Origin of the sequence: Nonomuraea sp. NPDC005650, assembly GCF_040605375.1 — a bacterium.
Taxonomy (GTDB): domain Bacteria; phylum Actinomycetota; class Actinomycetes; order Streptosporangiales; family Streptosporangiaceae; genus Nonomuraea.
The window spans coordinates 59,846-79,897 of record NZ_JBEXCR010000051.1 but is presented as its reverse complement, the minus strand read 5'-3'; the positions used below and the strand labels follow the sequence as shown (position 1 = coordinate 79,897).

Genomic DNA, 20,052 nt, shown 5'->3' with positions numbered 1-20,052 from the left:
TCCTCTAGTGGCAGGAACGTTCGGCGGCGCTCGGCGGGACGTCGAGCGTGGGGTTGCGGTCGAAGAACCCGACCGGCTTGAGTACGAACCCGCAGGTGTCGACCGGCATGATCGGCCAGTCCTCGGTGCGGGGGAAATGTGTCAGGCCGAACGTGTGCCACAGCACGATGTCCTGCCCGTCGATGTCGCGGTCGGCCCTGGTGTAGGCGGGCAGTCCCGCGCCGCCGGGATGCTGGTTGACCAGGTCACCGGCAGGATAGCGCTCTGCGGGATGGTACCGCGTCACCCACAGATGCCTGGTCGCGAACTCGGCCCGCCTGCTGATGGACGACTCCGGGCTCGCGAGCAGGGTCGGCTTTCCCTCGGGGTGCAGGGCGTAGCCGACCGGACGGCCGAGGCGGTTGCGTACCTCGGGGTTGACGACGTGCCAGGTGCGCTCCTTGGCGAGGTCGGCGTCGCGCCGCGCCTCCCCCTCGGTGCGCAGCCGCTTCACGGCGCGGCCGACGGCGTTGCCGTGCGGGCTCGCGATCCTGACCGCCTCGACCTCGTCGACCGCGTTCGCCACGCCGTCCACCGTCATGTCCAGCCGGGCGCTGAACAGGTGCTGGTGGTACGGCGCCGCCAGCCCCGGCGCGACCTCGGAGCTGTAGGGCGCGGCGCGGTCGTCGTAGGCGCCGGTGAAGACGATGCCGGTGGCCTTGACCTCCAGCTCGATGGTCCCGTCGAGGTAGAGGTACCAGTAGAAGCCGTAGTCGTAGTTGCCCACCGTGACGAAGAACGAGATCACCAGGCGCCGCTGCCTGCGGGTCTCCCTGGAGCCGTTGGCCGGATCGGTGTGCTTCCACAGCACGCCGTAGTCCTCCTCGTGCATGCAGATCGCGTTCGTGATCACCTTGGGCACGCCGGCACCGTCCGTCACGACGGCGTCGAAGTACGTGATCTCGCCGAGGCAGTCGCAGCCGAGCTCCAGGGAGTTGGCCAGCTTGCCGAGCTGGTACTCGCCGGTGTCGAAGTAGTTCTGCCAGAACCGGATCGGGCTCGGGTCGCCGTACGGGACCAGCATCTCGGCCACCGACGCCCGGTAGACGATCGGCCTGGTGCGGCCGTCGTCCTCGAAGCCGATCTGGTGCAGGGTGAGCCCTTCGCGCATGTCGTACCCGAGGCGCAGGTTCCACTTCTCCCAGGTGACCAGGGGCCCGTCGACCGTGAAGCTGGGGCCGTCCGGCTGGGTGATGTGGATGGGCTTCTGCGTGGTCCGGTGCGGGCCGAGGTGGTAGTCGCCGGGCTCGGCGGGGATCGGCTGGGGGCCGGTGTCCACGATCTCCATGACCTCGCCCTTGACCAGGTCCACGTACGCGACCAGGCCGTCCACGGGGTGGGCCCACGGGAGGCTCTCGGGCGTGGGCATCAGGTGCGCCAGCACCCTCGCCACCCGCCTGCCCTCCTCCTTGGGGAGGCCGAAGTTGCCCGCGCTCAGCGCGGCCAGGTAGACGCCCGCCGGGTCCTCGATCCCCCTGCGCCGCAGCGCCTCGGCCCAGGCCGGGTCCTCCCTCAGCACCTGCCTGACCAGGGCGTGCTCCTCGTCCAGCATGGGCACCTGGCCGTCGGTGACCGGGTCGATGGGCCTGCGCTCCTCGACCGTGCCCGCGCCGATCGACACGATCACGTCCTCGGCCGTCTCGGTGGCCAGGTCCAGGAGGAACGCGCGGGCCCGGCGGCCGACGGGGACGCCCGGCTCGTACGCCAGGACCTCGCCCTTCCCCGGCTCTTCGAGGCCGAGGTAGGCCACCCGCACCGTGTCGGTCAGCAGGCACTCCTGCATCAGGATCCGCCTGACCTCGTCGATCTCCGGTGCGGCGAGGGGATCGAGAGGATGGGGGTGCTTCCCGGTGGTCAGGTGCAACGTTCCGCCCCTTTCTGATGCCGGAACGTTCCGGCAAGGTTTGGGCTAACTTAGTTGCGACCACCGGACCGAGACAAGACCCAGGAGCCACCCGAAACAGAGCGTTTACCGAAGCCCCGCCGTCCGCGCGGGCCCCTCCCGCTCCCGGCGTCCGTCGACGAGCACGGGGAACGCTGCAGGGCCCGGCGGGCTCCTACCGCCTCGCCCGACCGGCTCCCGCCATCTCCCCCGACCCCGGCAGCGGCCCGGCAGCGGCCCCGGCCTCGGCCCCGACAGCGACAGCGGCAGGCAGCGACAGGGCAGCGGCGGCGACGGCGACGGCGGCAGCCGGATCGGGCGTCGCGGGCGGCAGCCGGATCGGGCGTCGCGGGCGGCGGAAGTGGGCGATCAGGAGGGCTACCATCGGGGCGTGCGAGCAGACGAGGAGCGCGAGCAGGCAGGCGTGCGCGCGGAGGAGCCGGTCACGATCCTCACCGTCGCCAGGGAGGCGGGGGTGTCGAAGACGACGGCCTCCGACGCGCTGCGCGGCTCCGGGCGGGTCTCGGAGCGCACCCGGGAGGCGGTCGCGCAGGTCGCCGAGCGGCTCGGCTACGTGCCCAACGGCTCGGCCAGGCACCTGCGCAAGGCCAGCACCGGCACCATCGGCCTGCACGTGCCCGAGGTCCTGACCCGCTCCAATTACTACATGTCGTTCGTGTTCGGCGTGGTGGAGCAGGCGGCGCGGCACGACTACGACGTCACGCTGATCACGTCCGGCCAGCGCCGCTCCCGGCCGCCCCGCGTGGACGGCCTCGTGCTCGGGGACCCGCTGGGCGGCGACCCCGTGGTGGAGAGCCTGATGGCGACGGGGCTGCCGACGGTCTCATGCGAGCGCTTCCCCGGCTCCCGGCAGGCGGACGGGGTGGTGTGGTCGGAGCACGCCTCGATGCTGGCCCGCCTCCTCGACCACCTGCGCGAGTCGGGCGCATCACGGCCCGCGCTCATCGTGGCGGGGGACGAGAGCGACTGGGCGGGGAGCGTGCACCGGGGCTACCTGGAGTGGTGCGCGGCGCACGGGGTCGTGCCGCTGGTGCGGCGGGTGTCCTTCGACGCACCGGGCGACGAGGTACGCGCCGCCGCCCGCGCCCTCCTCGACGCCGCCGGGGGCTCCGGCCGAGGGGCCGAGCAGGGGGACGGGCGTCCATCCGGTCGCGGGGTCGGGCGGGGCGATGGCCGGTCCGCCAGCCGGGACGTCGGTCAGGGGCCGGATGAGGCGGCTCTGGGGCGGGGCGGTGACGGGCCTCTGGACGCCCTGGTGTGCGCGCCGGCCGGGGCGGCGACCGAGGTGGCGCCGCTGTTGCGGGAGGCCGGCGTGAACGTGCTGCTCGCCTCGTGCGTCGACAGCGCCGCCACCCGCCTGGCCGACCCGCCGATCACCGCGATCGACCTGCGCCCGAAGGAGGCGGGGGCGAGCTGCGCGGAGTTGCTGTTCGAGCTGCTGTCCGGGGCCGCGCCCGTGGGCACGGAGCGCGTGCACCCGATAGAGCTCTCCGTCCGCGCCTCGACCCGCCCCCGCCTCCAGCGGATCAGCCGAAGTTGACGTCGCTGCAGAAGTAGAACGACTGGTCCATGTGCGAGGCCTGCCAGATCACGTAGATCACGTGACGGCCGGTACGCGAGCCCTTGCTGAGGTTGTTGATCATGTACACGTCACCGGGCGCGTATTTGGGGGTCGTACGGACGAGCTCCAGGTTGTTCCACCCCAAGGGCGTGGTGAGGGCGTTGTAGCCCTGGCGGGTGATGTAGACCCTGATGTAGTCCGCACCGTGCCTGGCCTGGTCGTTCAGGCGGATGTTGAACGTGCTGGCGAGGTTGGCCATCGTCCACGCTCCCGGCGTGTCCATGGAGCGGTAGCGACCGCCTTCGGTCAGGCCGGCGCTGCACAGCTGGCCGTTGGGGATGACCGCCTCATGGTTGCCGCCGACCCCGTTGCGGTAGAGCCCGTTCCAGTTCCACATGGCGTTGGTGTTGTCCTGCCACGCCTGCCAGCACATGGGGTCCTGCTGCTGCATGGCGGGGTTCTGGAAGTCGTTGCCCCAGCGCAGCCAGCAGCCGTAGTTGCGGGAGGCGGGGTCGACGACCGAGCCGTGTGCCGAGGCGGAGTCGGCCAGGGGGACGGCGAAGATCATCGCCGTTGACAGCAGCACAGCGAGGGCGCGCCGCGCCCAGCGGTGGGATCCGGCTTGGGGCATAGTGCGATCTCCGTGTTCCGGTCGGGGGTTCCGGGAAGGGGGAGCGCTCCGCGGGGCGACCGTATCTGACCCCGCAAGTCCACACAAATGACGAGCCGTGTCAGCTCATGGTCATCATTTCGCGGGCCCAGGTCCACGTGCCGGATGAGCAGCGGAAAGGGCTTTCCCGCCAAGCCTCCAGATTGACTGAAACTTTCAGTTATGTCCGATCCGGAGGAGATGTATCAATACGTGACTGGCCAGAAACTTAAAGTGATGAGATTGGGGCAAGTAGCATGTGAGCGAGGGCAAGGCTCCCGATACTTGGTGGGTGACCGCAATGGCGACGATCGAACCGACCACGAGGCGCGAGATTGTCATTCCTGCGCCGCCGTACACAGTCGACGACCTGCTCGAGTTCCCCGACGACGGGAACCGCTACGAGCTCTTCAACGGGAGCCTACTGGTGAGCCCTGCCCCCACAAAGCTGCACCAACGTGCGATCTTCCTACTGCAGTGCATTCTCGACGATGAGGCACCACCAGAGCTGGAGGTCTTTTCGACCGTCAATCTGCGGATTACCGACAAGGACTTCTTCATCCCCGACCTTGTCATCGCGACCGAAGAGTCGCTGGACACCGACCCGCTCATGTTCGCGCCGGAAGAACTCCTGCTCGCGGTGGAGGTGGTCAGTCCGAGCACCAAGCGCAGGGACAGGGTCCTCAAGGCCGACGCGTACGCAGCGGCGGGCATCCCCAACTATTGGCGGATCGAGCTGGACGAAGGGCCGACGCTCTACGCCTATGAGCTCAACGGCGACACCTACGACCCGCCGACCGCCTACAAGGCCGGTCAGGTCGCGAGCCTGACGACGCCGTTCCCCGTCAGTTTCGATCCCGGCGATCTCGAGCGCCCTCGACGCTGAGCCAGAGGCGGAGTAAGTGGCGGCGGCGGGCGGGGTCAGGGTGGTCCGCGTAGGCGGTGCGGCTGTGCAAGGTCACGTGGTTGTTGAGGAACTGCAGGTCGCCCGGCCGGAAATCCATGGTGAGCGCGAAGCGGGGGTCGTTGGTCAGGTCGTCGAGGAGGGTCATGACCTCCTCCTGCGCCGGGGTGAACGGCGGCACGGTGGCGCCGCGCTGGGCAGAGCGTAGGTAGTCGGGGCCGTACGCGATGGACACCCCGCCCCCGGGCCGGACCGTGCAGATCGGCTTGGTGTAGAAGCTGTCGGGGCCGTCGCCGGTGCGGCGATCGTGCCACCACGGCTCGTAGAGGAGCTCCGCCAGGTCAGGACGGGTGCGCACGACCTCGTTGTGCACCGCCACGGAGCTGACGACGGAGCTGAGGCCGCCGGACTCGGCCGGGCGGACGCAGAGGAGGGCCACGACGTCGGCCGGGTCGCTGTGATAGCCGAGCCGGCCGCTGTGCTGGTAGCTCTTGGTCCGCGCCCGGGCCGGGTCGGCGCCCGTGTCGCGTACGTGCATGAGCGGCGCCCCCTCCGGCCCCTGGGGGACGATGGCGCCCACGTGGGCGGCGAGGCCGAGGGCGGCCGTCTCGCACTGGCGCTCGCTCAGCTCCTCGACGGGCACCCCCTGGATGAGGGCGAAGCCGCGGCCGTGCGTGAGCTCGTCGCGCACCCGGCGCAGGACGGGGGCGAGCGTCGGCAGCCGGAAGCTCTCTTGCGACACCTCGCTCCCCGCCGCTTGGACGGCGGCGAGCGCCTCCTGCCCGTGCGCCTCCCTGGCCTCGTTCCCCGCCGCGTGGACGGCGGCGAGCACCTCCTGCCGGTGCGCCCGCGTGAGCGGGATCCGCCAGGTGTCGTCGCCCCGGAGCTCCGACCCCAGCCACTCCCCCGGCCCCAGCGCCTCCGCGACCGCCATGACGTGGCACCACCTCTCGATCGGCCGACCGTTCGGGATCCACCTTGCCCTTACGGCTCGGCCGGGTCAGCCCCGCATCGCCCACGGCATAACGTCTTCACCCAGGGCGGAAACCCTCGGACGACGTATCGCGGGCGGCCAACGAGGTGTAGACGGTCACCTCGTCCGGCTGGACCAGCCCGTCCTGGATGGCGCAGATGAGGAGTTTCTCCTTGGTCGGCGCGGGGCGGCCGGCGGCGGCGTACTTGACCCTGGCGCGGTCGATGTACTGGCGCACGGTGCGCTCCTTGATCCCCATCCTGGCCGCCACCGACGCCTTCGACATCGACTGGAACCAGTACAGCAGCGCCGCCCGCTCCTTGTCGGACAGCTGCGGCCGGTGCGGGCGCTCGTCCGTGGCGATCGCCTGGGCCATGGGCGGCGTGACGGACGGCCGGTCGGCCGCCACCTCCAGGATGGTCTCCAGGCAGGACTCCCGGGTGGCCCGGCCCTTGCCGATGAACGCCGAGGCCCCCGCGTCCAGCACCGCGCGGACCGTCTCCGGCTCCTCGTGCTCCGAGAAGACGATGACCCGCTGGCCGCCCGCGCACAGCTCGGCGACCCGGTCCACGACCATGGTGCCGTTGAGGTTGAGGTCCAGCAGGAGCACGTCGGCCCGGACGCCGCGGACGGACTCGATGGTCGGCCCCTGCGCGACCAGCTCCACCGGGCTCGGCGCCCCGAACCACGACCTGACGCCGTCCACCACCACCTGATGGTCCTCAACCAGGGCGACCGTCACACGCCCTGCCGCGCCGCCGACGGGCCCTCCCAGATGCTGTTGACCCATACCTCCCCTCCCTGTCGCTGATAGGTGACGACGACCCCGCTCGGCTCGCGTACCGGGACGGTGCTAACGGGCAGGTCGTCGTTGTCGGCCACGACGGCCACACTCACCATTGTGGACATCGCGGACACCGTGACCCTCGCCCGCGACCTCGCCCCGTCCAGCACCCGCACGGGCGCTCTGAGCAGATCCTCACGTACGCCGTCCGGCAGCGTGGGCATGCGCTCCCCGAACGGCGGCGCCGTCACCAGGACCTGGCGCCGCTCGGCCGCGTCGATACGCTCGCGCAGCACCGACACCAGCTCGTCCGGTACGTCCTCCCGCTCCGTGATGAGCCGCCGCAGCCGCATGGCCCCGGCCGTGCAGTCCTCGCGCACCCGGGGATCCCCCGGGTCGGCCCCGTCGGCGAGCTGTTCGAGCAGCGACTCCGCCACGTCACGGATCGCGGCGTAGCGGCGGAGCCGGTCGGCGTGGATGCGCTGGGCCGACATCCGCCAGGCGTCGTCGGCGGCCAGCCGGCGGGCCAGCAGCGCGGCGTCCTCGGCGCGGACGCGCAGCGTGTGGCAGCCCGCCGCGTAGCCGAGCTGGAGCGTGATGCTGCCGACCATGACCATGAGGTATTTGGCGATGGAGACCCGGTCGACGGTCCCCGTCACGATCATCGCCGTCAGCATGATCCCGGCATTGAGCGAGAGGAACGCGATCAGCTCGCGCCGCCAGGCCGGCCGGTTCCACATGAGCAGGACGCCGACCCAGCCCACCGAGCCCCAGCCCCAGTCGCTGGGGCCGAGCAGGTCCTCGGGGCGGCCGGACACGATCACCGCGACGTCCGCGGCCAGCACGACGGCGGCCAGCTCGCGGGCCCTGGCCGGCCCCTCGAACACCCGGACCAGCGACCGTGCGGCGATCACGACGACCACCGTGTAGGCGGTCCAGGCCAACGCCACCAGCCACGGCCAGCGGAAGGCCGACCAGCCCGAGACGGTGACGGTGAGGTCGTAGCCGGTGTGCCAGACCGCGGTGATCACGACCGCGCCGATCGCGGTGTAGCGGGCGTACCGCTGCGCCACCTCTTCGATGTCGTCCGTCATGACCGCCCCCGCCCCCGAACGCCGCCGGTCATGGCCGCCACCACAGGCTCACCCGGGTGCCCTGGTCGCCGGAGCGGATGTCGGCGCCCGCGTTCGGGAGCGAGCGCATCGTGTCGAGGATCGACCCGCGCACGCCGAACCGGTCCGACGGCACCCGTTCCACGTCGAAGCCGCCGCCCGCGTCCGCGACCTCCACCCTGATCTCGCCGTCGCACCGGCGGGAGACCAGCTCGGCCTCGCGCACGCCGGCGTGCAGCGCCACGTTGGCCAGCGCCTCGGTGACCGCGCGGGCGAACCGCTCCGCGACCTCCCCCGGCACCGTCTCCGGCGTCAGCCGCCTGCGGACGGCCAGCCCCGTCGCCCGCCCGGCCACCTCGTCGAGCAGGGCGTCGAGGGCGATGGGAGTGGACTCGGCGCTCGGCCTGTCGCGCAGCTTCTCCAGCGCCGCGAGGTCGGCCACCGCCTGCCGGCGCAGGGTGGGCGAGGGCTGGTCGTACGTGCCCAGCCCGACCATCGTCAGCGTGTGCAGCGACGTCTCGTGGATGCTGCCGACCTGGCGCAGCTCGTCCTCGCGGCGCAGCCGCTCGACGATGAGCGCGATCTCGGCGCGGGCGCTCTCCCGCAGGAAGGCGTCCGCCGAGGCGGCGGAGCGGCGCAGCAGCGTCATCAGCAGCACGACGCACAGGATCTGCACGAGGTGGATCCCCAGCGTCCCGGCCACCTCCTGGTACGGGACCGCCAGCCGCATCCCGGCCAGGTACGCCCCCGCCACGACGAGCCCGGCGGACACGGCCGCCCACGGCCGCCACGCGACCCCCGAGACGACGATGGTCATCGTCACCAGCCCCGCGATCCAGCTAGACCCGCCCTCGAGCGCGGCCCCGCCGACGAGGTGACCCTGCGCGAGGCAGAGCGCGACGGTGATGACCGCGTCACCGGCCACCAGCCAGACCGGAAGCCGTTGACCGCGCCAGGCCACCCGCAGGAACAGCCCCGTCCACACGAGGTCGGCCGCGAGCGCGGGCGCCAGCCAGGCGACGGACACGGGCGGAACGGCTCCGAGGGTCGCGGCGACGATCGCCACGAAGCCCACCACGCCCCGCGCCCCCGCACCGGTGCGCGCGATGGTCCGCTCCATGTGCCTGGTCGCGGAGTCGTAACTCGTGGTACCGGGGAGAGACATGAGCCGCCCGCTCGCGATGACAGCACAAGACGGGCTTCACAATAACGCAAGAGCGTCTCTGTGGCGGCGGGTGGAGACATGGATCGCATGGTCATTTCCCTCGTGCCGGCTCTGCTCGCGGTGTTGACCGCCTTCCCGCACCCTGTCCCGCGGCGCGTCCTGCGGCATGACGGCTGATCGGCCGTCAACCGCTACGACGGCCGATCAGCCGTCAGTCGCGACTGGTCAGTAACACGTGTACTGGGCTGCGGGTCGCGACGATGCGGCGAGAGGGGACCTCATGACCTTGCTGGTGATCTCGATCCTGGTCGGCTGCCTGTCAGTGATGACGGTCCGCGGCCGTCAGGGGAACTGGCCGGCCGGCATGCCGGTGGCGCGGCCGCGCCTGGTGGCGGTGGGGGGCACGTACGAGGGCTCGCGGGGGCGGCCGTCGGACGCGTACGTCATCCAGGAGCGGCTGGTCGCGGCGGCCCACGGCACGGGCGGCGGCGCGGCGGCGGCCCTGGCGCTGGGCGCGGTGATCGGCGCCAGGCCGCAGTACCAGGAGGACCTGGACGAGTGCGCGCAGACGGCGCATCGCGCCGTGCGGACCGCGTCCCTGCGCGGCCGGGCGCGAAACACCTTGGTCAGCACCCTGGACGTGATCGTCCTCGAACCGGGCGAGAACCCGCGCCTTCGCTTCGCGCACGTCGGTGACGGAGCGATCTGGCACTGCCCGAAGGGCACCGAGCCGCAGCGGCTCACCACGCCGCACTCCTTCGAGAACGGCCCGCTGCTGCGCGGGCTCGGCCTGCCGTCGGAGCTCAACCCGGAGGTCGGCGCCGTCGCGCTCCGTCCCGGCGACCGCGTCGTGGTCGTCACGAGCGGCGCGATCAGGGCGCTCGGCGCGGCGCGCATGAAGGAGCTGTTAACGGGGGGCATGTCGCCTGCCGCGTGCCTGGACCGGCTGTACGACGAGATGGCCGTGGCCGATCCCAAGGACGACGCCACGGTGATCATCGCCGACTACGTCACGGCCTGAGGTCCCCACGCGGGAGTCCCGAAACCCAAGCGGACGCCGAACCTGAGAGCGAGCTGTGGACCCGATGCGGGCCGCTCCCGAAAGGTTTAAGGTTCAATCGGCATGGCGACTCGGGAACGGGACGGCGGAGTGAGCACAACGGTGGAGACCGGGCGGGCCGCTGGTTCCCCCGTTCCCAGGAGGCGGCGCAGGCGATGGCCGGCCTGGACAGTCGTCGCGCTGCTGGCCCTGTGGACCGTCATCAGGGTCGCCGGCATGGAAGGCGGCTCGTTCGTCACCCAGCTCATGACCGTGACCCCCATCGGGGCCGGGCTGGCGGCGCTGACCGCGATCCTGTCGCTGCTCAGGCGCAATCGTCCGGCCGCGCTCGCCGCCACGCTCGTCTGCGCGGTGATGGTGTCGGTCGTGACGCCGCGGGCCTTCAGCGCCGAGCAGCCGCCCGCGAACGGCGCGGCGCTGCGGGTGCTGTCGATCAACCTGTTCGGCCGCGGTGACGCCCAGACCGTCGTCGACCTGGTGCGCAGGTTCGACGTCGAGGTGTTCAGCGCCCTGGAGCTCACCCCGGCCGAGGTCGAGCGCCTGGACGCGGCCGGGCTGAAGCAGCTCATGCCGTACCGGGTGCTGCAGGCCGACTTCGGCGCCACCGGGAGCGGCATCTTCTCCAAGCATCCGGTGACGGAGCTGACCGGCCTGTTCACCCCGATCGGCCACAACATGCCCGCGGCCACCGTCGCGCTGCCCGGCGGCGGCAAGGTCGAGTTCGTGGCCGTCCACCCCAATCCGCCGCTCGGGCGCATGGAGCAGGAGTGGAAGGCCTCCCTGCGGGCGCTCCCCCCGGCCTCGCCGTCGGCGGTCCGGGTGCTGGCCGGCGACTTCAACGCCAGCCTCGACCACCGCGCCTTCCGCGACCTGCTCGACCGCGGTTACGTGGACGCGGCCGACCAGGTGGGCAAGGGCCTGGTCCCGACCTGGCCGAACGGCCGGGGGATGCCGCCCATCATCTCCATCGACCACGTCCTGGCCGACCGGCGGGGGGCCGTGCGGCGGGTCGAGCTCGTGGACGTGCCCAGGACCGACCACCGCGGCGTGTTCGCCGAGCTGCGCCTGCCGTAGCCGGGCGGGCACGTCCGCGGGGTCTCCTTCCCGGCTCACTTCTGTGTGGTGTGCCGCCGTCTGGAGCCGAGCACGACGGTCTCGCCGGTGAGCCGGATGGGGGCCCGCAGCGGCAGGTCTTCGGCGGAGGGCCCGGCGGAGAGCACGATCGTCCCCGGCTCGACGATGCGGCGCAGGTCGGGACCGGTGTACGAGAACGCGTCCGCCGGCACGTCGAACGCCACCGCCCGCTCCTCCCCCGGCTCCAGCCTGACCCTGGCGAACCCGATGAGCTGCACGGCGGGCCTGGCGACCTGCGCGACCGGGTCTGAGGCGTAGAGCTGCACCACCTCGTCGGCGGCCCTGGCGCCGGCGTTGCGGACCGTCACCCGGACCTCGACCGAGCCGCCGGTGGGGCATTCGGCCTGGTCGGTCGTCACGGCCGCGTACTCGATGACCGAGTACGACAGGCCGTGCCCGAACGCGTACGCCGGGGTGGGGTCGAGCACCGTGATGCCCTCCGCCTTCCTGCCCAGGGGCGGCTGGAGGTAGGTGGACGGGCTGATCGGCGGCGTGCCGGGGATCTGCACGGGCAGCCGTCCCGACGGGTTGACCCGCCCGCTCAGCACGCCCGCCACCGCGGCCGCTCCCTCCACGCCGGGGAAGAACGCCTGGACCATGGCGGCCACCCGATCCTTGTAGGCGCCGATCGCGTACGGCCGGCCCGACACCACGACCAGCACGGCCGGCGTGCCGGTCGCCAGGACCGCCTCCACCAGGTCGGGCTGGAGTCCGGGCAGCCGCAGGTCGGCCACGTCGCAGCCCTCGCCCGACGTGCCGCCGCCGAACAGCCCGGCCCGGTCGCCGACGAACACGAGCGCGAGGTCGGACTCGGCCGCGACCTCGGCCGCCGCCTCGATGCCCGAGCCGTCGTCGCCCGACACCTCGGCCCCGAGCGCGTACCGCACGTCGGCGTAGGGGAACTCCCGAGTCAGGCCCTCCCTGATGGACGGGATGGGCAGGCCCATGCCGTGCTCCGGGTAGCTGTCGAGCACGTGGTTGGGGAAGGCATAGCAGCCCATGAGGGTACGCGGGTCGTCGGCGCACGGCCCGATGACCGCGAGCCGGGCGGTCGAGCCGGGACCGATGGGCAGCAGGCCGTCGGGGTTGCTCAGGAGCACGATGGAACGTTCCGCGAGCTCCGCAGCTATCCCGCGATTGCGCGGACTGTCCAGATCGACGTCGTCCGCGCCGTCGGGCACGAGCGGGCCGCCGTCCAGCAGGCCGAGCTCGATCTTCTGGCGGAGCACCCGGCGTACCGACTCGTCCACCAGCGCCTCGTCGACGTGGCCCGCGCGGACGTTCGCGACCAGGTGCGCGCCGTACGAGACCGTCTCGGGCAGCTCCACGTCGATGCCCGCCGGCAGCGCGACCGCCCCGGCCCCGGCGTCGTCCTCGGCCACCCGGTGCCTGGAGGCGAGGAACGGGACGGCCCAGTAGTCGGACACCACGGTCCCGTCGAACCCCAGCTCCTCGCGCAGCAGCCGCCGCAGCAGGTCGGCGCTCGCCCCGGCCGGGACGCCGTCGAGGTCGGTGTAGGAGTTCATCACCGAACGCGCGCCGCCCTCCTGCAGCGCGACCTCGAACGGCGGAAGGACGACGTCGGCGAGCTCGCGCGGCCCGATGCTGACGGGGGCGTGGTTGCGGGCCGCCCGCGAGGCCGCGTACCCGGCGAAGTGCTTCAGAGTGGCGATGATCCCGGCCCCTTCGAGGCCGCGCACGTAGGCCGCGCCGAGCTTGCCCACCAGGTACGGATCCTCGCCCAGGCTCTCCTCGACCCGCCCCCACCGGTAGTCGCGGACGACGTCGAGCACCGGCGACAGGCCCTGATGCACGCCCGCGGCCCGCAGGTCGGCGCCGATCGCCGCGGCCATGCGCTCGACGAGACCGGGATCGAACGTCGCCGCCCAGGCCAGCGGCGTCGGGTACGCCGTCGCCCCGAACGTCGCGAACCCCGTGAGGCACTCCTCGTGGGCGATGGCCGGGATGCCGAGCCGGTTCGACGTGATCACCCGCTCCTGGAGCTTCCGCAGCCGGGCCGCGCCCTCGGCCGCCGACAGCGGCGCGGTGCCGTACACGCGGGTGAGGTGGCCGAGCCCGTGGCTCAGTTGCTCGTCGAGCCCTTCGGCCTTGTCGAAGCGGTCCTGCCCCGGGGCCACGTTGCCATGCTCGGGCCCGTTCCTGAGCCAGACGGAGCCGAGCTGCGCGACCTTCTCCTCCAGCGTCATCTCCGCGAGGAGGGACTCGACCCGTTCGCCGACCGTCCGCGCGCTGTCCCGCCAGGGCGCCAGGCCCGGCGCGTTCACTGATGTCATGGCCTTCCTTCTGGAACCTTCGAAAGCTCATTCCGATCATTGAATTCGGACTCTAAGTGCCCACCGCGAAAGCCGTCAAGAATATTTCGACTGATCACCGAAACTTTCGGACTGGGGCGTTATCTAGGAAAATCGCGAAAAATCTGGCCGCGTCCCCGCGCAGGCACACTGGCCAGGTCGCCCGCCCCGACGCCGCCTCCAGGACGCGCTCGGAACCGGGCGATCCGGGGTCACCGGAGCGGCAGGCGAGTGTCACCGGAAGGCTAGCCCGAAAACGTGTTCGAGCATGGAAAGGTCATCATGCCCGGGACCACGGGGGCCCGCTGACAGCGAGGAGACCTGCCTTGCCCGTTCTGAGATCCTTACGCGCGACCGCGCTCGCGCTGGTGTGCGCCGCCGCGCTCGCCCTGCCCGCCCTGCCCGCCCTGCCCGCGCAGGCCACCGGCCCCAATGTGGTCGTCCGGTGGAACCAGGCGCTGCTCACCGCGGTGCGCGGCGGCACGCTGGGGCCGCCGCTGGTGGCCAGGGCGCTGGCGATCGCGCACACCTGCGCCTACGACGCGTGGGCCGCCTACGACGCGGTCGCCGTCGGCACCCGGCTGGGCGGCTCGCTGCGGCGGCCCGCGCCGGAGCGCACCGACGCGAACAAGGCCGAGGCCGTCAGCTTCGCCGCCCACCTGGCGGCGGTCGACCTCTATCCGGCGCAGCGGGCCACGTTCGACGCGCTGATGGCCGACCTGGGCTACGACCCGGCCGACGCGTCGAGCGTCCCGGCCCAGACCGGCGTCACCGCGTGCCGGGCGGTGCTCGACCTGCGGCACACCGACGGCTCCAACCAGCTCGGCGGCTACGCCGACACCACCGGCTACGCGCCCGTCAACGCCCCCATGGTGGTGGCCGACCCGCTGACCTCGCTCAACGACCCCAGCCGGTGGGCGCCCCTGACGTTCGTCAACCGGGCCGGGGCGACGGTCACGCCGCCGTTCCTCGCGCCGCACTGGGGCCAGGTGGCCTCCTTCAGCGGCGCCGCCCGCGCTCTCGCCGACGCCGTGCCCGCGCCCTATCTCTACGGCTCGTCCGGCTTCCGTACGCAGGCCGCCGAGATCCTGTCCACCACGGCCGCGCTGACCGACCGGCAGAAGGCGATCGCCGAATACTGGGCCGACGGCCCCAGCAGCGAGACGCCGCCCGGCCACTGGAGCCTGTTCGCGCAGCAGATCTCGGCGCGTGACCACCACGGCCTCGACCAGGACGCGAAGCTGTTCTTCGCGCTGGCCAACTCGGTCATGGACGCCGGCATCGCCTCGTGGGAGGTCAAGCGCGACCACGACTCCGCCCGCCCGATCACCGCGATCCGGTTCCTCTACAAGGGGCAGCAGATCCCGACGTGGGGCGGCCGGGTGATCGACGGGGCCACGTGGGTGCCGTTCCAGGCGACGACCTTCCCGACGCCGCCGTTCCCCGAGTACGTCTCGGGTCACAGCACGTTCAGCGGGGCGGCGGCCGAGGTGCTCAAGCGCTTCACCGGCGGCGACGCGTTCGGCGGCCAGGCCGTGATCTCGAAGGGCTCGTCGCAGGTGGAGCCGGGCGTGACGCCGGCGCAGGACGTGACGTTGCGCTGGCCCACGTTCTCCGACGCGGCCGACGAGGCCGGGATCTCGCGCCGCTACGGCGGCATCCACTTCCGCCTGGGCGATCTGCAGGGCCGCGCCCTCGGCCGGGCGGTCGGCACGGCGGCGTGGGACCGCGCCAAGGCGTACTGGACCGGCCGCGGCTGACGTCCGCCCCGGCACCACGGAGGCGCCCGCTCCACTGCGCTGAGAGCGGGCGCCTCTTCGTGCAGCGGGGCGTCAGGCCACGTTCTCCTCGGCCAACCGGTTGAGCGTCTCAAGGTCGAACGCGCCCGCCTTGACCGCCGCGGTGAACGACTCCCAGTCGCGGCGCGGTACTTCCAACACCGCGTCCGGGTTTTCGACGTGAATGAGCTCCACGTGGTCGTTGATCCGCTTGGCCTCGACGCGGCCGGCTACTTGATTCATCCGCACTCCTTCCAGTGCCCTGCGAGGTTCCCACCCCGGCCACCCGTTCGCAGGGGGACCGGGGCGGATGCGGGAAGCCTTCCACCCCGAGGGGGGCAGCGGCCACCGGGCCGGAGGGCAGGGCGGTTGGAAAAACCTACTCACGGGAGGCCATCTCTTGACCCGGGGCGCAAGATTGCCGACCCCGACCGGAACGCCGTGGGACATGTGGGGCTAGTGGTGGTCAAGCGGCTGTAAGAGCTTTTTAAGCGAGAAGTTAGTGGTGGGGCGTAAGTTCTCGATAAATCACAGCACAGCACCACAAAGAGGACACACTCATGACCTTGACCCCGGAGCGACCGGCGCGTGTCTCGGAAAGCCGGAGCGTTCGCATCACGTAGAAGTTGATCACCAACTTACGGATGTTTCGAGCATTCTCGAAGCATTCCTCCGGCGATGTCCTTCCTGTCTACAGTTCCTACCTGTGGGGGCCCAAGTCACAAGTACCAAGGTGTGGAGCGAGCTGCGCGTGCGTTCCACGCCTCAGGTCCATATCTCCATCTCGCCCAATCTGACCGTCCTCGCCATGATCGCCGACGCCCTCGCCGGCCGCCGGCGCGGTCTGCCCGAGCTCTGGCGGCGGGCGATCAGCTCGCGGGTCGGCCCGCTGGGGCACGAGGCCGTGCGCCCGCTGGCCGCTCCCGGCCACTCCGTCGCGCCGGACAGCCTGGTGCCGTTCACGCCCGTCGGCCAGGACGTCTCCATGCAGGCCCAGATCAGCGCCCTGCACGACACATCTCCCGACCACCTGATCAGGGACCTTGAGCAGGCGTTCGGCTCGGGCCCGCTGCCCCCGCACTGGCGGGCCGCGGCCCAGCGGCCGGCCCGCTGGCTGAGCGGGTACGCCGGCGCGCTGGCCGACGTCTGGAACACCACCGAACCCTTGTGGAAGCGCGGCCGGCCGCTGCTGGACAGGGAGATCGAACGCGTCGGCGTCGCCACCGTGCGCGGCGGGCCCGAGTTGCTGCTCGGCTCGCTCAGCGACCGCATCGCGTACGGCGAGCACGGCCTGCTCGTCGCGGACCTCGAACCCGGCTCGTTCGAGCTGGGCGACCGCAAGATCGTCCTGGTGCCGATGCTGGCCGGCAAGGACGCCCTGATCCTCAGCCTGGACCACCCGGAGGCGGTGTGGATCGCCTACCCCGTGCGCGGGGCGGAGTCGTTGTGGCGCAAGCCCGTCGCGCCCGCGGTGGACGAGCTGTCGGCGCTGGTGGGGCCGGTCCGCGCCGACCTGCTGTGCGCGCTCGACCAGCCCATGACCATGTCGATGCTGGCCACCGACATGAAGATCGCGCCCAGCGGGCTCACCTACCATTGCGACCGGCTGCGGGCCGGGCGCCTGATCACGCGGGAGCGCCGCGGGCGCGAGGTGTGGATCGCCCGCACCCATCGGGCGGAAGAACTGCTGGAGCTGTTCCGGCGTTGACGGGAGGAGCGGGATGCTCAAGTTCCAGCGTGACGCGCTGGTCGCGTGTGCCGAGGCGGCCGGTGAGGCGTCGGGCGCGTTCACGAGCATGAAGGGCCCGGCGCCGGGCGCGGCGGCGTTCGGGGACGTGTCGGGGTCCCCCGCCATGGCCGGGGCGGTGGCCGACCTGGCGCGGGTCTCCGAGGTGGCGGCGCGGACCCTGGGCGGCCGGCTGGACGGCGTGGAGCGCACGCTGGACGCCGTCCAGCGCACGATCATCGCCGCCGACGGGGGCGCGGTCCGCGCATGAGGACGCCGGGTGGTGCGGTGGTTCGAGCATGAGTGCGCTCGACGAGGTCAGGGGTGCGCCGGGCGGTGCGGAGCTGGCCGAGCTGGCCGCCAAGGTGATCGGCGACCCGGGCGGGATCGCGGCCGCGGCGAACGCCTGGCGCACCGCCGCCGGCACCGGTCAGCGCCATACCGAAGCGGTCCGCACCGCGACCGCGGGGGTGGGCGGCGCGTGGCAGGGCGGCAGCGCGGAGGCGTTCGCCGGTTACATGGGCCAGGTGGTGCGCTGCGGCGACGGGCTGCGGCAGGCGCTGCAGGAGTGCGCGGGCCACCTCGACGCCGCCGCGGGCACCCTGCGCGCGGCCGAGTCGTCGGCGCTGGAGATCTGCCGCTCGTACACCGCCGCCGCGCGGCAGGTGCGGGGCGGCGACCCGCCGCCCACCGAGGAGCAGGTCGCCCAGAGCCTGAAGCCCGCGCTGGACCAGGCCCGCGGCACGCTGCAGCGGCTCGTCGGCGACACCGGCACGGTCCTGTCCGACACGGCGGGAAAGATCCAGAAGGCGCTCGGCACGATCCCGGACGTCGCCAACGAGCTGGGCGAGCCGGACGCGCAGCCGTTCGCCCCCGGCCCGGGCAAGCCGCTCGGCTGGTCACCGGCGCAGCAGGAGTCGCGCCCCACGACGCTCGCCGCCACAGGCCCGTCGGGCACGGGCTCGCCGGGCGCGGGCTTCGGCGGGTACGGCTCCAGCGGCCCGCCCCCGCCCAGCGGCGGGCCCGCCCCGCAGGGACAGGTCGCCGACTGGATCAACCAGGCCGTCGAGATCCTCAAGGCCAACGGCTACCCGGTCGAGAAGATGAACGTCAACGACATCTACACGATCATCCGGCACGAGTCCGGCGGCAATCCGAACAGCATCAACACCTGGGACTCCAACGCGGCCAGGGGCACGCCGTCCAAGGGGCTGATGCAGACGATCGACCCCACCTTCCAGCGGTGGAAGCTGCCGGGACACGACAACGTGTACAACCCGGTGGACAACATCATCGCGGGCGTCCGGTACGCCATCGAGCGCTACGGCTCGGTCTCGAACGTGCCCGGCGTGGTCGGGATGAAGACCGGCGGCGGCTACCGCGGCTACTGACCCGCGGCCTGCTGTCCCCTCCCTTCGAGCACGGGCTTGGCGGCCCTGGCCGGGTCGAGCACCGGCCCCTCGGGGATGAGCTGGAGCACGTTGGCGGGCACCGGCGTAGCCTGGCCGGGGGCGTAGCCGAGCTTGGCCAGCACGTCGGCGCCGGGCACGGCGTAGCGGCGGCCCTCGGCGGTGACCAGGTAGTAGGACTGGACGGCGTTCAGCTGCCCGTCGCCGGGCAGGACGCCGGCCAGCACCGCCCGGCCCGGCGGCAGGCGTACCAGGTCGGTGGCGTCGCCGCGCGGCTCAGGCAGCTTGGCGCCGGTGGTGAGCCGGGCGCGGGTGGATCCGGTGCCCGTGTCGGCGTAGACGACGCAGACGGGGCTGCCCGGGTCGTACGCGGTCATGCGCGGCATGACGGCGGGCAGGCCGTCGGCCGGGATCGCGGTACGCGAGCGGGGGGCGGCGTTGGCGGAGGCGGCGTCGACGGCGATCTCCCTGACCGCGCCGCCCCCGTAGGCCGCCCTGCTGTCGGGGTCGCTCAGCAGCAACGTGGCCTGGGCCTGCGTGACGGGGGCCAGGCCGTCGTCCAGCAGCACGTACCAGCGATCCTCGCCGCCGGCCACGCCGCCCGCGCGGAAGACCTGCCCCACGGCCGCCGTCCTGCCACCGGGCCCAGTCACCGGCCGGCCGCGCCCGCGGACGTCGGGCGCGGCCAGGTCGGGCCCTTCGGGCAGCGCGTTCAGCCAGGCCACGGGCACGGCGGCGGGGACGGCCGAGGTGAGCCCGCGGGCGATGCCGGTGGGGACGCGCATGCGGGTGCCCCGCCAGATCGCCCACTGCCGGCCGCCCACGTCGACCAGCAGCGCGTGCCCCTCCGCGACCGGCGTGCCGCCGAGGTCGCGCCCGGCCACCAGCGTGACGTACGGCTTGCGTCCGGTCGGTTCCGCGCGCTCCTGGACGCAGGCCGCCCAGGGGCCGCGGGCCAGGTTCGCGGGGCTTGGCAGCGAGTCGGGGGCCTCGGGGATGCCGATGAGGGCGCCGCGCTCGTACTTGGCCAGCGCCTCCCGCGCGACGACGCGCTCCTTGACGTCCTGGGAGGCGAGCACGAGGCGGGCGGAGGCGTAGTTGGCGACGGGGATGAGCCTGCGCTGGTCCTGGCTGTAGACGAACCTCGCGCCGGTCTCACGTTCGATGATCAGCGTGCCGGGCTCCTCCAGCGCCTTCGTGCCGCCCGGGCGCAGCAGCCCGAAGACCGCGAAGCCGACACAGAGCAGGACGGCGACCATGATGCCGGCCAGGAAGCCGATGTTCTGCCGGCGGAGCGGCCATTCGGGCTGGTTCGGCTGGGCGCGCAGGAGCGCCAGGCCGATGCGCTGAACGGTGAGGCGGTACGCCTGATAAAGGTCGCGCTGGCTGTGCAACTCCCGCCCCTTGGATCACATGTCTCCCCTACTTAACCCAATTTATCGGGATAAATGGGGAGAAGCTGTCTGGTTTCGCGATTGAGAATGATCAATGACCAGTGAATGACGGACCTGTTCCGCGCGCCCGGCACGTTACAGGCTGATCA

The 20,052-nt window shown here is 72.2% G+C and carries 17 protein-coding genes; 8 read left to right on the top strand and 9 right to left on the bottom strand.

All coding sequences use genetic code 11. The features are described from left to right. Positions 1–4: 4 nt before the first annotated feature. Positions 5–1,903: a primary-amine oxidase gene (locus ABZS69_RS55280; protein ID WP_355389395.1), complete on the bottom strand. Its 1,899-nt coding sequence runs from the start codon at positions 1,901–1,903 to the stop codon at positions 5–7. A gap of 409 nt (positions 1,904–2,312) precedes the next feature. On the opposite strand from ABZS69_RS55280, the gene ABZS69_RS55275 reads away from it, so the two are divergent. Continuing rightward, complete coding sequence (locus ABZS69_RS55275) at positions 2,313–3,482, top strand: LacI family DNA-binding transcriptional regulator (protein WP_355389393.1); 1,170 nt, start codon at positions 2,313–2,315, stop codon at positions 3,480–3,482. On the opposite strand, the gene ABZS69_RS55270 is transcribed toward ABZS69_RS55275, so the two are convergent. Further along, complete coding sequence (locus ABZS69_RS55270) at positions 3,469–4,134, bottom strand: lytic polysaccharide monooxygenase auxiliary activity family 9 protein (RefSeq protein WP_355389391.1); 666 nt, start codon at positions 4,132–4,134, stop codon at positions 3,469–3,471. The two genes, ABZS69_RS55275 and ABZS69_RS55270, sit on opposite strands and share 14 nt — an antisense overlap. A 319-nt stretch (positions 4,135–4,453) precedes the next feature. On the opposite strand from ABZS69_RS55270, the gene ABZS69_RS55265 reads away from it, so the two are divergent. After that, positions 4,454–5,038: a Uma2 family endonuclease gene (locus ABZS69_RS55265; protein ID WP_355389389.1), complete on the top strand. Its 585-nt coding sequence runs from the start codon at positions 4,454–4,456 to the stop codon at positions 5,036–5,038. Here the strand turns inward: ABZS69_RS55265 and ABZS69_RS55260 are convergent. The 4 genes from ABZS69_RS55260 to ABZS69_RS55245 form a co-directional block, all read right to left on the bottom strand. Beyond that, positions 4,998–5,990: a TauD/TfdA family dioxygenase gene (locus tag ABZS69_RS55260; protein WP_355389387.1), complete on the bottom strand. Its 993-nt coding sequence runs from the start codon at positions 5,988–5,990 to the stop codon at positions 4,998–5,000. The genes ABZS69_RS55265 and ABZS69_RS55260 overlap by 41 nt on opposite strands. A 97-nt stretch (positions 5,991–6,087) precedes the next feature. Further along, positions 6,088–6,771 carry a response regulator gene (locus ABZS69_RS55255; RefSeq protein WP_355389385.1) on the bottom strand — a complete coding sequence of 228 codons (684 nt, stop codon included), beginning with the start codon at positions 6,769–6,771 and terminating at the stop codon, positions 6,088–6,090. Then, a complete protein-coding gene (locus tag ABZS69_RS55250; protein ID WP_355389383.1) occupies positions 6,768–7,907 on the bottom strand; it encodes a hypothetical protein in 1,140 nt (379 codons plus the stop codon). Before ABZS69_RS55250 ends, ABZS69_RS55255 begins: the two co-directional genes overlap by 4 nt. A gap of 28 nt (positions 7,908–7,935) precedes the next feature. Beyond that, positions 7,936–9,090, bottom strand: a complete 1,155-nt coding sequence (locus tag ABZS69_RS55245) for a hypothetical protein (RefSeq protein ID WP_355389381.1) — start codon at positions 9,088–9,090, stop codon at positions 7,936–7,938. A gap of 280 nt (positions 9,091–9,370) precedes the next feature. Between ABZS69_RS55245 and ABZS69_RS55240 the strand changes: the two genes are divergently transcribed. Continuing rightward, the gene (locus tag ABZS69_RS55240; protein ID WP_355389379.1) at positions 9,371–10,111 is read left to right on the top strand and encodes a SpoIIE family protein phosphatase; all 741 of its coding nucleotides are present in this window, start codon (positions 9,371–9,373) and stop codon (positions 10,109–10,111) included. Positions 10,112–10,213: 102 nt separating this feature from the next. Then, positions 10,214–11,224, top strand: coding sequence for an endonuclease/exonuclease/phosphatase family protein (locus ABZS69_RS55235; RefSeq protein ID WP_355389377.1), 1,011 nt, complete (start codon positions 10,214–10,216; stop codon positions 11,222–11,224). 35 nt (positions 11,225–11,259) lie between these two features. Here ABZS69_RS55235 and ABZS69_RS55230 read toward each other — a convergent pair whose 3' ends face one another. After that, complete coding sequence (locus tag ABZS69_RS55230; protein ID WP_355389375.1) at positions 11,260–13,578, bottom strand: glycoside hydrolase family 3 N-terminal domain-containing protein; 2,319 nt, start codon at positions 13,576–13,578, stop codon at positions 11,260–11,262. Between the two features lie 344 nt (positions 13,579–13,922). Here ABZS69_RS55230 and ABZS69_RS55225 point away from each other — a divergent pair, with 344 nt between their 5' ends. Beyond that, the gene (locus tag ABZS69_RS55225; RefSeq protein ID WP_355389373.1) at positions 13,923–15,356 is read left to right on the top strand and encodes a vanadium-dependent haloperoxidase; all 1,434 of its coding nucleotides are present in this window, start codon (positions 13,923–13,925) and stop codon (positions 15,354–15,356) included. Positions 15,357–15,428: 72 nt separating this feature from the next. Here the strand turns inward: ABZS69_RS55225 and ABZS69_RS55220 are convergent, their stop codons facing one another. Then, positions 15,429–15,617 carry a hypothetical protein gene (locus tag ABZS69_RS55220; protein ID WP_355389371.1) on the bottom strand — a complete coding sequence of 63 codons (189 nt, stop codon included), beginning with the start codon at positions 15,615–15,617 and terminating at the stop codon, positions 15,429–15,431. A gap of 508 nt (positions 15,618–16,125) precedes the next feature. Here ABZS69_RS55220 and ABZS69_RS55215 point away from each other — a divergent pair. Genes ABZS69_RS55215 through ABZS69_RS55205 form a run of 3 tightly spaced genes read left to right on the top strand, consistent with a single transcriptional unit; the run spans position 16,126 to position 18,491 of the window. Next, on the top strand, positions 16,126–17,082 hold the full coding sequence (locus tag ABZS69_RS55215; RefSeq protein WP_355389369.1) for a winged helix-turn-helix domain-containing protein: 957 nt from the start codon (positions 16,126–16,128) through the stop codon (positions 17,080–17,082). A gap of 13 nt (positions 17,083–17,095) precedes the next feature. Then, complete coding sequence (locus ABZS69_RS55210; RefSeq protein ID WP_355389367.1) at positions 17,096–17,371, top strand: hypothetical protein; 276 nt, start codon at positions 17,096–17,098, stop codon at positions 17,369–17,371. A 28-nt stretch (positions 17,372–17,399) separates the two neighbouring features. Continuing rightward, on the top strand, positions 17,400–18,491 hold the full coding sequence (locus ABZS69_RS55205; RefSeq protein WP_355389365.1) for a transglycosylase SLT domain-containing protein: 1,092 nt from the start codon (positions 17,400–17,402) through the stop codon (positions 18,489–18,491). Here the strand turns inward: ABZS69_RS55205 and eccB are convergent. Further along, entirely contained in the window at positions 18,485–19,903 is a 1,419-nt protein-coding gene (eccB, locus tag ABZS69_RS55200; RefSeq protein WP_355389363.1) for a type VII secretion protein EccB, read from the bottom strand. The genes ABZS69_RS55205 and eccB overlap by 7 nt on opposite strands. Positions 19,904–20,052 lie beyond the last annotated feature (149 nt).

Excerpts from the sequence above, each read along its gene's own strand:
- ABZS69_RS55240 (WP_355389379.1), top strand. The coding sequence starts at position 9,371 with ATGACCTTGCTGGTGATCTCGATCCTGGTCGGCTGCCTGTCAGTGATG.
- ABZS69_RS55235 (WP_355389377.1), top strand. The coding sequence starts at position 10,214 with ATGGCGACTCGGGAACGGGACGGCGGAGTGAGCACAACGGTGGAGACC.
- ABZS69_RS55265 (WP_355389389.1), top strand. The coding sequence starts at position 4,454 with ATGGCGACGATCGAACCGACCACGAGGCGCGAGATTGTCATTCCTGCG.
- ABZS69_RS55220 (WP_355389371.1), bottom strand. The coding sequence starts at position 15,617 with ATGAATCAAGTAGCCGGCCGCGTCGAGGCCAAGCGGATCAACGACCAC.
- ABZS69_RS55230 (WP_355389375.1), bottom strand. The coding sequence starts at position 13,578 with ATGACATCAGTGAACGCGCCGGGCCTGGCGCCCTGGCGGGACAGCGCG.
- ABZS69_RS55260 (WP_355389387.1), bottom strand. The coding sequence starts at position 5,990 with ATGGCGGTCGCGGAGGCGCTGGGGCCGGGGGAGTGGCTGGGGTCGGAG.
- ABZS69_RS55270 (WP_355389391.1), bottom strand. The coding sequence starts at position 4,134 with ATGCCCCAAGCCGGATCCCACCGCTGGGCGCGGCGCGCCCTCGCTGTG.
- ABZS69_RS55210 (WP_355389367.1), top strand. The coding sequence starts at position 17,096 with ATGCTCAAGTTCCAGCGTGACGCGCTGGTCGCGTGTGCCGAGGCGGCC.
- ABZS69_RS55205 (WP_355389365.1), top strand. The coding sequence starts at position 17,400 with ATGAGTGCGCTCGACGAGGTCAGGGGTGCGCCGGGCGGTGCGGAGCTG.
- ABZS69_RS55245 (WP_355389381.1), bottom strand. The coding sequence starts at position 9,090 with ATGTCTCTCCCCGGTACCACGAGTTACGACTCCGCGACCAGGCACATG.
- ABZS69_RS55250 (WP_355389383.1), bottom strand. The coding sequence starts at position 7,907 with ATGACGGACGACATCGAAGAGGTGGCGCAGCGGTACGCCCGCTACACC.